The organism is Candidatus Atribacteria bacterium, assembly GCA_011056645.1.
GTDB classification, from domain to species: Bacteria; Atribacterota; Phoenicimicrobiia; order Phoenicimicrobiales; family Phoenicimicrobiaceae; genus Sediminicultor; species Sediminicultor quartus.
Genome location: DSEL01000095.1, coordinates 1 through 14260, shown reverse-complemented (window position 1 = coordinate 14260; position 14260 = coordinate 1). Strand labels below are relative to the sequence as shown.

At 36.3% G+C, this 14260-nt stretch carries 14 protein-coding genes, 1 pseudogene and 1 riboswitch; all 15 genes and pseudogenes read right to left on the bottom strand.

Annotated features, from left to right (window positions below; genetic code table 11):
- Positions 1-83 precede the first annotated feature (83 nt).
- A complete protein-coding gene (locus tag ENO17_03925) occupies positions 84-821 on the bottom strand; it encodes an ABC transporter ATP-binding protein (protein ID HER24184.1) in 738 nt (245 codons plus the stop codon).
- A 5-nt stretch (positions 822-826) separates the two neighbouring features.
- Positions 827-1616 (bottom strand): annotated as a pseudogene (locus ENO17_03920) (ABC transporter ATP-binding protein).
- 49 nt (positions 1617-1665) lie between these two features.
- A complete protein-coding gene (locus tag ENO17_03915; protein ID HER24183.1) occupies positions 1666-2664 on the bottom strand; it encodes a branched-chain amino acid ABC transporter permease in 999 nt (332 codons plus the stop codon).
- A 12-nt stretch (positions 2665-2676) separates the two neighbouring features.
- Positions 2677-3588: a branched-chain amino acid ABC transporter permease gene (locus ENO17_03910; protein HER24182.1), complete on the bottom strand. Its 912-nt coding sequence runs from the start codon at positions 3586-3588 to the stop codon at positions 2677-2679.
- Positions 3589-3612: 24 nt separating this feature from the next.
- Positions 3613-4779, bottom strand: a complete 1167-nt coding sequence (locus ENO17_03905) for a branched-chain amino acid ABC transporter substrate-binding protein (protein HER24181.1) — start codon at positions 4777-4779, stop codon at positions 3613-3615.
- A 376-nt stretch (positions 4780-5155) separates the two neighbouring features.
- On the bottom strand, positions 5156-6298 hold the full coding sequence (locus ENO17_03900; GenBank protein HER24180.1) for an FAD-binding oxidoreductase: 1143 nt from the start codon (positions 6296-6298) through the stop codon (positions 5156-5158).
- Positions 6291-6563, bottom strand: a complete 273-nt coding sequence (locus ENO17_03895) for a (2Fe-2S)-binding protein (GenBank protein ID HER24179.1) — start codon at positions 6561-6563, stop codon at positions 6291-6293. Before ENO17_03895 ends, ENO17_03900 begins: the two co-directional genes overlap by 8 nt.
- Positions 6553-7050 carry a 4Fe-4S ferredoxin gene (locus ENO17_03890; GenBank protein HER24178.1) on the bottom strand — a complete coding sequence of 166 codons (498 nt, stop codon included), beginning with the start codon at positions 7048-7050 and terminating at the stop codon, positions 6553-6555. The genes ENO17_03895 and ENO17_03890 overlap by 11 nt, the downstream gene beginning before the upstream one ends.
- A 6-nt stretch (positions 7051-7056) precedes the next feature.
- A complete protein-coding gene (locus tag ENO17_03885) occupies positions 7057-8154 on the bottom strand; it encodes an FAD-dependent oxidoreductase (GenBank protein HER24177.1) in 1098 nt (365 codons plus the stop codon).
- Positions 8151-8456, bottom strand: a complete 306-nt coding sequence (locus tag ENO17_03880) for a (2Fe-2S)-binding protein (protein ID HER24176.1) — start codon at positions 8454-8456, stop codon at positions 8151-8153. The genes ENO17_03885 and ENO17_03880 overlap by 4 nt, the downstream gene beginning before the upstream one ends.
- A gap of 43 nt (positions 8457-8499) precedes the next feature.
- Positions 8500-9351, bottom strand: coding sequence for a peptidoglycan editing factor PgeF (pgeF, locus tag ENO17_03875; protein ID HER24175.1), 852 nt, complete (start codon positions 9349-9351; stop codon positions 8500-8502).
- A 141-nt stretch (positions 9352-9492) separates the two neighbouring features.
- A riboswitch (glycine riboswitch) is annotated at positions 9493-9594 on the bottom strand.
- 278 nt (positions 9595-9872) lie between these two features.
- Complete coding sequence (locus ENO17_03870) at positions 9873-10583, bottom strand: anaerobic ribonucleoside-triphosphate reductase activating protein (GenBank protein HER24174.1); 711 nt, start codon at positions 10581-10583, stop codon at positions 9873-9875.
- On the bottom strand, positions 10580-10834 hold the full coding sequence (locus ENO17_03865) for a hypothetical protein (GenBank protein HER24173.1): 255 nt from the start codon (positions 10832-10834) through the stop codon (positions 10580-10582). The genes ENO17_03870 and ENO17_03865 overlap by 4 nt, the downstream gene beginning before the upstream one ends.
- 202 nt (positions 10835-11036) lie before the next feature.
- The gene (nrdD, locus tag ENO17_03860) at positions 11037-13454 is read right to left on the bottom strand and encodes an anaerobic ribonucleoside-triphosphate reductase (protein ID HER24172.1); all 2418 of its coding nucleotides are present in this window, start codon (positions 13452-13454) and stop codon (positions 11037-11039) included.
- Positions 13455-13669: 215 nt separating this feature from the next.
- Positions 13670-14119 carry a transcriptional repressor NrdR gene (nrdR, locus tag ENO17_03855; GenBank protein HER24171.1) on the bottom strand — a complete coding sequence of 150 codons (450 nt, stop codon included), beginning with the start codon at positions 14117-14119 and terminating at the stop codon, positions 13670-13672.
- Positions 14120-14260 lie beyond the last annotated feature (141 nt).

Here is a 14260-nt window from a genome sequence, read left to right as displayed (position 1 = left end):
GCAATAATTTATTTATACCTCTAAATAATTTTCTTATATGCTGTAAGCTATACAATCTAAGCAATTATTCACTAACGACTAAATTATTTTCTCTTCTTAAGAGCAGCGCCTCCCAGATAAGCTTCCTGAACTTTTTGATTGCTCTTTAAGTCGGAAGCTAATCCACTAATAGTAATATTCCCGGTTTCTAGCACATATCCCTTATGGGCAACGCCAAGCGCTTTGCGGGCATTTTGTTCTACCAATAATATGGATATGCCCTGATTATTAATTTCGCGGATAATTTGGAAAATTTGTTTTACCAGTAAGGGAGCCAAACCAAGAGAAGGCTCATCTAGAAGTAAGATACGGGGAGTACTCATTAAACCTCTTCCCATAGCCAACATTTGCTGTTCGCCACCAGATAAGGTTCCGGATAATTGATTGCGACGTGCTTTAAGAATGGGAAATAGATCATAAACTCTTTCTTTGGATTCTTTAATATTTTTTTGATCTTTTCTTCGAGTATACCCACCCAAATTAAGATTTTCATCAACAGTAAGAGTAGCGAAGACTTTTCTACCCTCAGGTACGTGCGAAATACCGGCCATCACTATTTTAAACGCCTTAACATTATTCAATTCTTGTTCATTTAACTTAATTTTTCCGCTACGGATAGGCAATAACCCGGAGATAGCCCTTAAAAGAGTACTTTTTCCTGCTCCATTCGCCCCCAATACGGTAACTATTTCACCTTCATCAACTCTAAGTGAAATTCCTTTAAGAGCTTCAATAGAACCATAATATATTTGCAAATCTTCTACATTCAGTAATAAAGCCATAATGATTATTCCTCCTCCTCTTCGTCTTTGCCTAAGTAAGCTTCAATTACTTGAGGATTATTATATACATCTTCGGGTAAACCCTCAGCAATTTTTTTACCTTCATCCATTACCGTAACCCAATGAGAAATTCCCATGACTACATTCATATCGTGTTCTATAAGCAAAATAGTTAAATCTTCCTTTAACAAAGATTTTAAAAATACTATCAGATCTTCAGATTCTTTATCATTTAGACCGCTGCTTGGTTCATCTAAAATTAATAAATCAGGATTAGAAGCTAAAGCTCGGCCTATTTCTAACATTCTCTGATTACCATAGGCAATATTTTTTGCCAATTCATCCCGCCATCTCCATAATCCTACTTGTTTAAGACGTTCTTCAGCATTTTTCTTGATTTCCAATTCCTCTTTTCTTTGGCCGGGAGTCTGTAAAATAGAAGACCAGGTTCCTTCCTTGCTTCGACAATGCTGACCAGCCATAACATTTTCCAGACAGGTCATATTTGGAAAAAAGTCGAATATTTTGAAAAGTTCGGGCTATCCCTCTTTTGATAATTTGATGAGGTTTTTTGTTGGCAAGGTCTTCCCCTTTAAAAATAACCTTTCCCCCATCTGCTTTATATATACCGGTCACTACATTAAAAACAGTAGTTTTTCCCGCACCATTAGGACCTATTAAACTACTGATTTCTCCTTCACTCACCTTAAGGTCAAAATTATTTACTGCGATTAAACCACCGAATTTTTTAGTCAGTTTATCGGTTTGCAGCACAACTTTATTATTTACATTCATATCTTTATTTTCTTGTTCACTGCTTATTATAGTTTCTATATTATTATCTTTAGCCATTTTCTTCTCCTGGTTTTATTAAAAGTGTTTTGAATTCAGAAGGCTCTCTCTTCCTAGGCCAAATACCACCAGGTCTGAAGATCATCATAACCACCATGGCTGTACCAAAAATCAACATTCGGTATTGGGCAAAAGTTCGGAAAAATTCCGGGAAAAGGCTGATAGCAGCAGCTCCGATTAAAACACCGGGTATAGAACCCATTCCTCCGATTAAGACTATACAAAAGAGCAGACATGATTCCATAAAACTAAAACTTTCCGGTGATACCATCATTAATTTACTGGCATAAACATTACCGGCAATCCCAGCTAAACTTGCTCCTAAAACAAAAGCCAATAATTTATAAAATCTGACATCGATCCCGGTAGACTCGGCAGCCACTTCATCTTCTCGAATACAATTCCAAGCTCTGCCTATACGCGAACGCTGTAAATTCACTAAACCTATAATGGTTAGGCCTACTATTAACCAGATGTAATAATAAAATTTAGTAGAATTGTCCACTTCAAAAAAATTACCCAATGAAGGAAAATCAATTCCGAAAACGCCATTTGGGCCACCGGTTATTCCAAAAGGATTATTATTTAAAGTAAGACGGACAATTTCACCCATTCCGATGGTAACGATACACAAGTAATCCCCTCTTAAATGGATGATCGGAGAACAGACTAACCAGGCAAAAGTACCTGCGGCAACTGCACTTATCGGTATTAAAATTATTACTGGAATCCCAAAGATAGTATTCAGAATGGCGGTAGTATAGGCGCCAATAGCCATAAATCCCATATGCCCTAAGTCAAAAAGCCCCACTTCTCCTAAAACGATATTTAAACTAAGCCCTAAAAGTGCATAGATGCCAAAGAAAAATAAGACATCTATCCAGTAAGCATTTATGATAAAGGGTAACACTATAAATAAAATTGCAACTAAGATGCCCAGCCAATTTTTAAATAGTCTATTTTTTTCTTTTTTATTATGGTCTAATTTCATATTTTTGCCCCTTTACACTTTTTCTGCAACTTTTTCACCCAACAAACCCCTGGGGCGAAAAATTAAAACAAATATTAAAACTAAAAATACGAATACATCCTTATAGGCAGTAGAAATGTAGGTAGAACCTAACATTTCTAATACTCCCAAGAGAAGACCGCCGAGCATTGCACCCGGGATATTACCGATACCTCCCAGGATAGTAGCAGTAAAGGCTTTTAATCCATAATTCCATCCCATGATAAAACTAATTTTTCTATAATACATTCCTACCATAACTCCTGACATTCCACCCAAAGCGGGACCTAAAGCAAAGATAAAAAAAATAATTGTTTCTATATTTATGCCCATCAAGGCGGCAGTATCTCTATCCAAAGCACAAGCCCGGATAGCTGCCCCAAAAGTAGTTTTTTGAACGATATAATATAAAAGCCCCATAAGCACAAAAGAAATGATTAAAATTATAACCTGGAGTAAAGTAATTCTAAAACCACCAATATTTAGCATAATCGAAGGGACAACTTGTGAGGGATAAGCTTGTGGACGAGGTCCCCAAGCAACCATTATCCCATTTTGTATAACAATGGAAGCACCCAGTGCAGATACCACTGCGGGAAGCCGGCCTACTGAATATATTGGGCGATAGGCAATTCGCTCTATTAAAGTACCGGCAATTCCTATACCGATTGCGGCTATTAACATAGCCGCAATCATTCCGCCCCATATACCAAAGGTAACGGTAGCATAGGTAGAGCCAAATACGAGAAGGGTATATCCCAGATAAGATCCCAGGGCAAATAAGTCTCCATGCGCAAAATTAATCAGCTTCATTACCCCATATACCATGGAATAACCTAGAGCAATAAGAGCATAAAATGAGCCTATGGTTAACCCGTTTAGTAGCTGCTCTAAAATAATTTTCATCTTCGTATTTACCTCGTTTTTATTTTATTTTCCGTAAATTCCAAAACTTCCATCAGGATTTACTACATAGAGATTAATTCCGGTTCCTACACGATCACCAATTTCATTAAAACCTATTGGGCCAGTAATGCTGGGGAATTTATCCATCTTATTCTTAAGATAATCCGCTATCACGTCTGAATCAGTTGAACCTGATTTATCAATTGCTTCTGCAAGTACACAAAGAGCATCGGCAGCATAGACTGACCAGGGGCTGGAGGGAAGAGTGTTATATTTCGCCTTGTAGGCTTCTTTAAAGGCCATTGCTTCAGGATTGGTAAAATACTCTATTAAAGCTTCCTGGGTTTGATAACAACCAGCAGCATATTCTAAACCAGCAATATTAATGAAATCTTCATTGATAGCTGCATCTCCACCCACAAATACTGCGGTAATTCCTATATCGCGAGCCTGTCTGATAATTAATCCTGCCTCTGGGAAATAACCGGTGAAATAAAATATATCCGGATTTGTTTCTCTTAATTTAGTCAAAGGAACAGTATAATCAGATTCTCCAGGTGTAATTGCGTCAAAATAAACTAATTTCACTTCTCCGGAATCCAGTTTAGGTTGCAATGCTTTTTTGGTATCTTCAGCAAGTCCCAAAGAGAAGGTCTGGTTATCGTGCATAATAGCTATTTTTTTAGCATTAAAAAGGGGTACGACCTCGTTGGCAAAAAATGCACCCTGAGTGTCGGTTCTCCCACAAGTACGGAAGAAATACTTTAATCCTCTTTCGGTAAGACCAGTAACCGTTGCACCATAAGCAATATTTACTTTTTTAAATTTTTCATATATATCAGAACCCGGTTGTGTTACAGAGGAACCATAGGTTTGAATGGCCGCAACTACATCCTTTTGAGTTATTAATTTCATTGCAGCTAAAGCCCCCGCCTTTGGTTGACAAGCATCATCGGCAATTCGAATTTCAATCATTCTACCGCCTAAAATACCACCCTTTTCATTGATCATTTGGGCAGCAATTTCCACAGATTGTTTGGCCATTTCGCCTTCAATTGCCGCTGCGCCAGTAATCGGGGCTTGAAGTCCGATAACTACCGGGGGCTTATTAGCAGCCGTCACTCCCAAAGAAGTTATGCCCAGAGCTAATACTAATACAATAATAATTAGCAAAAAATTTATTCTTTTCATTATAATTCTCCTTTATTTATTTTGAAATAAATCAAACACAGTCATTTTTAACAATTAATTAATCATAAGCTGGGTAGTTATTTCTATCATAAGAATTATTAAAAAATCCTTTCACCTCCCTTTTTTACAAGAATAGTCATTCACAAAACGACAATATCTACTATCCCGCTTCTCAAATACCCCCTCATTTTTGGTTTTTTAGGTATTGGTTATAGTAAATGTTGAGATCTAGCCCTTTAATTCTGAAAATCTTTTTAAATTTTTGTGAACACTATCTTTTCGATTATTTTTTATCTTGCTGGTTTATTATCTATATTCTACATAAAATTAATAATTCCTTCTTTTATAGTAGGAAAAAGTATAATTATTTTATCCCCTACACTACCGAGGGCTCAATAATCAGTTCACCTCGTTCAAATCTGCCTATATTTAATTTATCAATGGGGATAGAAGGCTGACTCTTCAGTATTAACTCTGCCATAAGCCGGCTGACTATAGGGGCTAGCATAAATCCATGTCCGCTGAAGCCTACTGCCATATAAAAGCCCTTTATCCGGGGATGCTCTCCCAATATCGGTTGAGAATCAAGACTCATATTATATAAGCCTGACCATTGTCTTACCATACTCACTTCTTTTAATAAAGGAACGACTGCGGTGATCTTTTGGGCCATCTCGTGAGCAAACTGCCAACTTGAACCTATATCGTGACCTTTGGGTTCATTGGGATCGCCAAAGCCCATAATAATACTCCCATGAGGAGTTTGCTGACAGTAAAAATTAGCGGAGAAAGACATTAGCATCGGTCTAAATAGAGGGTCAATCGGTTCAGTGATTAAAATTTGATGCCTTTGTGAGTAAACCGGTATGTCTACTCCGACCATTTTTCCTATTTCGGAAGCATAACCACCGGCAGCATTGATTACAATGGGCGTGAATACTTCTCCCTGATTAGTTCTAACTGATGCTATTCTATCATTTTCGATCTTAATTTCTTTTACTTCGGTAAAATTATTAATCTTTACCCCTAACCTTTGGGCTGCCTCTGCATATGCAAAATTAGTATTAAAGGGATTGGCGTGACCATCAGTAGGACAGAAGGTGGCACCTAGTAATCCTTCCGTATTTAAAGGAGGGACAATATCCTGGGCTTCCTGCATGGTAATTAACCTAGCGTTAATGCCCAATGATTGTTCCAATGTTATGTTTTTCTTGAACTGATTGACTTCTTTTTCGGTATAAGCCAGTATTAGATATCCGCCTTGATTGAGTTCGATATCATAATCCAGTTCTTGACTTAAATTCTCGAATATTTTTATACTCTCCCGAGCCAGAATACAATTCATTTCGGTCCCAAACTGCTGTCTAATCCCTGCTCCGCATCTTCCGGTCGCCCCACTGGCTAAAGTATTTTTTTCAAATAAGACTATATTCTTACATCCCATTCTGGCTAAATTATAGGCGATACTGCAACCGACAATTCCTCCACCTATGATGACTACATTTGCTCTTTTATTCATCCTCGTCACCTGCTAGAGTTCCTAATTTTACCGGTTTGGTGGGAGGTCGAAAGGTTGGTACGGCTACATCTTCTATCTTTTTATGGTAAAACTTGGCAATTTCCCTTAGCAAAATCCTGCGGCAAGTAGTACCCTGACATCTTCCCATCCCTGCCCGGGTAATCCTTTTTACCTCATCAAGTGTAGTATAGCCTTTTTCCAAAGCTTGTCTGATTTCGCCCCAGGTAACATCTTCACATCGACAAATGATGATCTCATCTTTCATTATTTTTGTCCTCCACTTTGATACTTCTTACGTTCATGACCATGTTTTTTGGAACCTCCAGAGATAGGATGTTGGTCTTGTTTTTCGTCTTTAAAACTCTTGCTACCTTAACCTTACCCAGTATAACACCTGCTCTATCCAGAGCATACACTTCTTCTCCCTTTTCCGGTAAGGGTAACATTTCATACGGCAGTTTTATCAAGGATTTTTTATCTGAATAATTCATATCTATAACAAATATAGCCAGACCGGGACAGAAACTTATACAGATCCCGCAGCCGGTACATCGGTTAAAATCGACCTGCGGCAAATCATTGATATCCTTAAAGGGTTTTATCGCCCCCAACTTACAGGAAATGGCACAAGGGTCGCAGGGAATTTTTTGGAAGCATTCTATGATAACTACCGGACCTTGATCTAATCTTTTTTTATCCGGAATGACTTTTTCTAAATCATTATCCGTGGGTATACCAGTTCTTTCTAACATAGTTACTTATTTTCCCCCTTTTATCAAGGCTTTTTCTATGCCTACCCTTATCCCCTCACTTAAAGGATTGTTTCTCAGTTCTTTTAACTCTTCTTTTAGCTTTTTGTTTTGCTGTATATAATTATCACATTGATATCCCAGGCTTACTGCAGCATTCAAACCGGCTATTTGACCTTCCAACATGGCACTACTGGCCTCTTCGATACCGGCCACATCTCCGGCAATGTAGATCTTATTGATACTAGATCTAAGATTTTCATCCCTTAAGGCTACATAGCCGCAAAGCTCGGGAATATATTTCATCTGACAGCCGGCCTGCCAGAGCAGGTCAGAGAGTGGAGATAAACCTACAGCCAGACATATGGTATCCACTTCCAGTTCTTTTTCTGTGCCGGGAATAAATTCAAAATTTCGATTAATACCAGCAATGACTGCTTTTTTTACGCAATCCTTACCTGACACTTCTTTTAGAGTATGAGAAGTGTATATAGGTACGCCCAAACGTCTAATCTTAGAGGCATGTACCAGGTACCCACCTATCTTGGGAAGAGCTTCCACAATGGCCTCTACCTTAATCCCAGCCTGTAATAGCTGATAGCTTACAATCAGGCCAATATTGCCGGCACCTACCATTAAAACATTATTACCAGGAACTACACCATAAAGATTCATCAAGGTCTGTACCGCTCCGGCACCATAGACTCCGGGCAAATCGTTATTAACAAAAGGTAACATATTTTCCAACGCTCCGGTAGCCACAATTATTCTTTTAGCTTTTAGTTTTTCCAATAGTTCACCATTTACTCCCTGGACAATGGTTATGACCTCATCTTCGTAATAGCCGGTAACCGTAGAATTAGCGATTACTTCAACATTATCATAGGTTTTCAGGTCCTGTATCATCTTTTCAGCAATCTTTATTCCCCTGATCCCGGCAAATTGTTTTTCGGAACCGAAAAATTTATGGGTTTGTTTTATTAATTGTCCACCCAATTCTAAACCATCATCAACTAGGGTTACTTTTGCCCCTAGAGAAGCAGCGTAGATAGCAGCTGATAGTCCTGCTGGGCCTCCTCCGATAATTGCTATATCTGTTGTTTTCAATTGAAATCACCTTTTCCTTTTTGGGTTTCTACTCTCATTCCTTCTTCCAATTTAGTCACACAGGTTCTGACATTGGGGATACCATTTACTTTCATTAAACAGGCTGAGCATTTTCCAATTGCGCAAAAAAAACCTCTCGGACGTTTATATTTAATGCTTCTGCTTAATACTTTTATACCGGCAGCTACCAAAGCAGAAGCAATGGGCTCACCTTTATAACCTTCCAATTCTTTCCCATCTAAGGTAAATCTTATCTTTTCTTTTTGGCAAAATTCTAAAATGGGATGTTTTTTTATCCTCATACATTCCTCCCGTTATTCTCATATGATCATAATAATTTAAATTTTACTTCAACATAAATATAGCAGCCATACGGCCGGTTATTCCTTTATCTCTTCGATAGGAAAAGAAAAGTTCAGGATGATCTGCGGTACAAATCTCACTGATAAAAATATTCTTTTTTTCTACTCCTCCTTCAATCAATTGCCCATAGTTTGCTTTTTTTAAATCAAGGCTCCAACCGTTTTTATTTTGCCGGGAAATTTGCAGGTTTTTATTTTTATCTTTCTTTAACCAATAGTTATCAATTTTATTTTCTTCTTTTATATGGTAACAGCAAGCACCAATGGAAGGAAAAATGGCAGCCAAGCAGGATTGGGGGTTAACATTAAAGATTTTTTTCATCTTAAACAAAGTTTTTAAAGCTAATTCCAACTCTGTTCCCTTTCTTCCGCTATGAATTAAAGCAATAACCTTTTTAACCGGATCTAAAATAAAAATAGGAACACAATCAGCAAAACACATAACCAGGGGTATACCGGGGATATCTGTCATTAAGGCATCAGTTTGTGCAATCCCCCTTGAATATTTGAAGGCACCTTTGCCCTTATCTTTTGTTTTTACTATACTTATTTTTTCTTTATGGACTTGTTGGGCATTTACCGTGGTACGATAATCAATATTTAAAGCATTCAAAATTATTTTTCGGTTTTCTGCCACGCGGTTTTCTTCATCGCCTACATTATAAGATAAATTAAGGCTATCAAAGGGAGTTCTGCTTCCTCCGCCTACCCGGGTAGAAAAAGCATTAACTAACAAGTTAGTTCTGTCTAATCCTCGACACTTTAAATATTTTATTTGTCCAAGTTCTTTTAATTCAAAATCCTGATTCAAATTATCTCTACTTTTAATAAATATTTTAAACTGCCTATCTTAAAAAAAATAAAAAAGGGTAAGATGTTCCTGCGGAATTTCTTACCCTGTCTTTTTACCTGAGAGATTTTTCCATAATATGGGAAATTACCCCTTCGGTGTTTATTAAAAAACTTTCCAGAGTTCTGTCCGGTAATGGTCCTTTTGCCTGAGAGTTTAAATGTAATCTACATCTTGCCCCTTCGGCTTCTTTTCGGTAACCGATAAGATCTCTCCCATTACTTTCATACAGAAAAAAATTATTTAATTGTAATAATCTCTGGTCAAAATATCTTTGTATAGTATAACATATTTTGTCAAAAATAAAACTTTTTTTTATAATACAACATTTATCTAAAAAATCCTTCTTTTTTAAAAATAATTGTATTTTTTTCACAAAAAATGACTCTAAATACAAATTAAACATAATAATAAAATATAGTAATAAGCGTTAAGTGATGTGTAACGAATATTTAACCAATTCAATCGGTGAATTGGTAAATTTGAGAATTGGTCAATCGCTGCCCTCATCTCCAATAACAATTTGGCACATACTTTTTCGCTTTATCCGACAATTCTTGCATCTTTTCGGTGGAATAGGATTTTATTTTTTGAAAAGAAGGATCGAGGGTCATCTCTAAAGGAGAGAAGTTCTGTAATACATATTTTTTTGCTCCACTAATATACTTAGCAATCTCCATAATAGTCTCTTCAGAATGTAATAAAGGTACCACAGTTGTACGAAATTCATAATCGATATTAGAGTTCATGATCAATTCAATACTGTCTTTTATCTTCTCTATTATTATTTCATCTTGAATGCACGCTGCCTTGAAATAATTATCCGGATCTAACGATGACTTAATATCAAGAGCAATAAAATCCACCAAATTAAAATTTAGAAGCTTTTTTAGCAACTCCGGATTAGTACCATTGGTATCCAGCTTGACTAAGAAACCTTTTTCTTTCAATCCTTTAAAATATTCAGGTAAATGCGAGTATAGGGTAGGTTCTCCTCCGCTCATGCATATACCATCGATAAAATCTTTCCTCTCCAGGAGATAATTGTCTATTTCTTTTTGGGGAATATTTTTAAGATGATCCGGATGTAATATTAATTCAACATTATAGCAGAAGGGGCATCTAAAATTACATCCAGGAAGATATAAAGTAGAAACAATTTTCCCCTCCCAATCAATTAGAGAGGTTTTTATCATTTGCTTAATAGCAATACTCAAAAGGTTACTTCCTTTCTAATTTCCTCCAGTGGAGGGGTTTTTCCTCTCCATATTTTAATTTCATGATCATTCTGGTCCAAGAGCACTATCGAAGGAGTGGAGACAATATCATAAAAGCTAGCTTCCCCCAACCCATCAACCGTATCTACATCAAAATATTGAACTTCTGCCTCTTTTTCTAATTGACCTCCTATCTTTTTGGCTTGTGGACAATGAGGACAGTTATTTTGCCAGAATATTTTTATTTTCATAGTATTTTTTCTCTCTTCTAAATTTTATTGCATAGTTGAGTAATTAGTCAAGAAATTACTGACATCAAACTAAATAGCCAATTCTTTTGTTTTTGCTAATCGCTTATTAATTATTACTATATTTTCTTTTTGCCTCTGCTTGTATATAATCGATACCTGGTTATTTTATAAGTCCTACGTTAGTTCTGCTATTCACTAACTACTAATTTATATTATAATTTCCGGAATGCCGATCCTTTAGTTCACCAATCTTATTTTTATTCCAGTTAGTTATTTTACTATAATATCCTACTATTCTAGTTACTCCATATACATCTCCACTCCCACATCCGCTACAATTCTCCTGTAATCCTCTGCTTACTTCACTGCAGATATTGCATATGGTAAACTCGGGGGAAATAGTAAGTTGGGAACATTTAGTATGTCTCCAAACTTTTTTGATTAAATTATAGATACTCTCCGGTGAAGGTTGATTTTCTCCTACAAAAGCATGAATTATGGCTCCGCTCTTTATTAAAGGATGAAACTTACTCTGCTTAATAATTCGAGTGATCAAATCTACCGGTGCTGAAGCAGCAAAATGGATACTATTAGTATAATAACTTTCGTCTCCATTGGAATTTCCTTTTATAACTTTCTCACTATTGGGAAATTCCTGTAAATCGATTTTTGCTAACCTTCCAGCCGCGCTTTCAGCGGGAGATTCCTCCAGGGATAATTTCAAATTATATTTTTTACTATATTCTCTGCATTTTAAACTCATAAAGGATACTATTTTTAATCCTAATTTAAAAACATCCTCGTTTTCATGAAGTTGTTTTCCGGTAATATACTGGACTGCTTCGTTCAATCCGATTAATCCTATTAAGTAAGTTCCTTCATCTAAATTTACGTAAGGTTTTCCATCCTGGGCTAACTTGCCTATTTGCCATAAAGGTCCACTGGGATTTTCCATCATCATCCCCAAAAACTTTTTTTTCTGCAAGTGAGCTCGAACCGCCAAACACAAAGCTTGATCAATTTTTTCCAAAAATAAGGCTAGGACATTTGCATTTTTTACGTCATGAAACGATCCGGAAATCATATTATCAGGAAAAGCCCTATAGGCACATTGCGGTAAATTGATAGTAACATTCTGTATCCCAGCAAATCTTAACTTTTCCGGGTATTTTATCATTTCCTGATCGGTTATTTCTGTTTTTAGCCGGCAACAAGCAGCTAAACTTATATCTTCCCTATCAAAAATGAAATAAGGTGAACCGTTCTCAGAAGCTATTTCACAGGCATATTTTAATAATCTTATCTGTTCCGGTTCCTCGAAAGATTGGTTATCGATGTGTAAATCCATCTTGGGAAAAGCAAATACCTTTCCGTGATAATCCCCCTCTTTCCAAACCTCCATTAAAGCTCTTAAAAATAACTGGGATTCTTTCTGATATTCTCCATAAGTTTTTCCGGTATATTTGCCTCCTGGCCCGATTGCTGGTATATTTACCAGATAATTAGGAATACCGAGGTGGACATTAAAATCCAGAAAAAGACTTTGCCCACCTCTGGAAAAGGCATTTTGCGAACCGCTAAATATTAAATATTGAGCTTCTTGTTTTATTTCTTTAAAAGTCAAACCTACCAAAAAAGGAGCGTACATGATGTTTAAATAACCGATACCTAAAGCACCCGCATAGTAGGCTTGCATGGAAGCCAAAAAAGTATTTAAATGTCCGGTTAAGGTCCTGGTATGCCTAGCTGGAGCAGAAGAAGTATCTAAATTTTCCAATTCAAGACCATATTTTTTCAAAAATTCGAGAGAATGACCGGAACAATAAATTCTAGGGTAGCCTAAATCATGAATATGGATCCATCCTTTTAAATGGGCATCTGCTATTTCTTTAGAAAACACTTCCTGCAACATATATTGTTTGATGGTGTTTTCGGCAATAGTTAAGTTTATGGCTTCCGGATTATTGGTTCCAATATTACTGTTTTCCTTACTCTTGGATAAAAACAATTGTTTCAGATCAAAAGTAGGCATTCCGATGACCTTTTGCTTCCTCCACTTTTGTTCATACCCCATGGTAAAAAGCTCATTATCTACCAATTCTCTAATCAAAGAAGTAGAAATCTCACTCAAATTTAAATCGACTATCTTATTTTCTACTGCCTTAGCTATCTTTACAGAAACATTTAAAGGTAGCTCGGCTTCCTTGACCAGAGCTTGAATAATTTTTTGCCTTCCCCAAGGAGAAATGGTCTCGGAGGTGGGGGTAGAAACCAACAAGGAAAGATCGGTCATATTTTTGTGGTTCTTTATTTTTTTTCTGACTTTTAAACTTTCTCTGATTCTCCTTCGCTTGTCCCGATACAAAATGTACGCCTTGGCTACCTTTACCATTCCCTCTTGAATCAATGTTTCTTCTACTATATCCTGTACTTCTTCCACTTGAGGGACCTTATTCTCAAATTTTTTCTCTAATTTTATAATGACTTGGTCAGCTATTTTTTCTGATACAGTTTTATCTTCTTCCCCTGCTGTTAACATTGCGGAAAAAATAGCTCCGGTTATCTTCTTTTTATCAAAGTCTACTAATTGACCTTCTCTTTTTTTAATGGTCTTTATCATTTTGAAACCTCATTATAAAATAAATCTTTTTAACCGGTAATTAATTTATTGTATTGCTTATTGTGCATTGATTTAAGAAAATTGTGACTCGGAACCTCAAAATTCTTTTTATAGAGCAATTAAGGTAGGGCTGGATTTGTCTGCTTGTTTCCCTGCGGATTCAATAAATCGAATCCTTTCGGGGAAAGGGAATTCCTATAAAAGTAAATCTATATCTATTTACTAATCTTTCTTATTTCTTTTACGAAGCTGCTTAAATCTTTAAATTGCCTGTATACCGAGGCAAATCTTACGTAGGCTACTTCATCTAAATCTCGTAATTTAGAGATAACCAATTCACCAATCAGATCACTCTTAACTTCATCAACTCCTCCACTTTTTATGGTCTCTTCTATGCTGTTTACTAGATTATTGATAATGTCTATACTAATTGGTCTTTTTTCACAGGCTTTGATAATACCGTTGGTGATCTTTTCGCGAGAAAAAGGTTCCCTTCGATTATCTTTTTTTATTACCATTAGGGGAATTAGATCCACTCTTTCATAAGTGGTGAATCTTTTATTACATTTTTTGCAAATCCTTCTTCTTCTAATTACCAATTCATTTTCTATATGTCGGGATTCAATTACTCCGGTATCGTAATAACCACAATAAGGACACTTCATCTTGCACCCCTAAATGTAGGATTGTATTTATAATAATACACTAAATATAGATATGTCAAGATAAAATATGGCATTTCACTAAAATAAAATACCTTGGTAGCAGGTAGTAAATATGTGTATGGGATTTAACATATTGTGGAT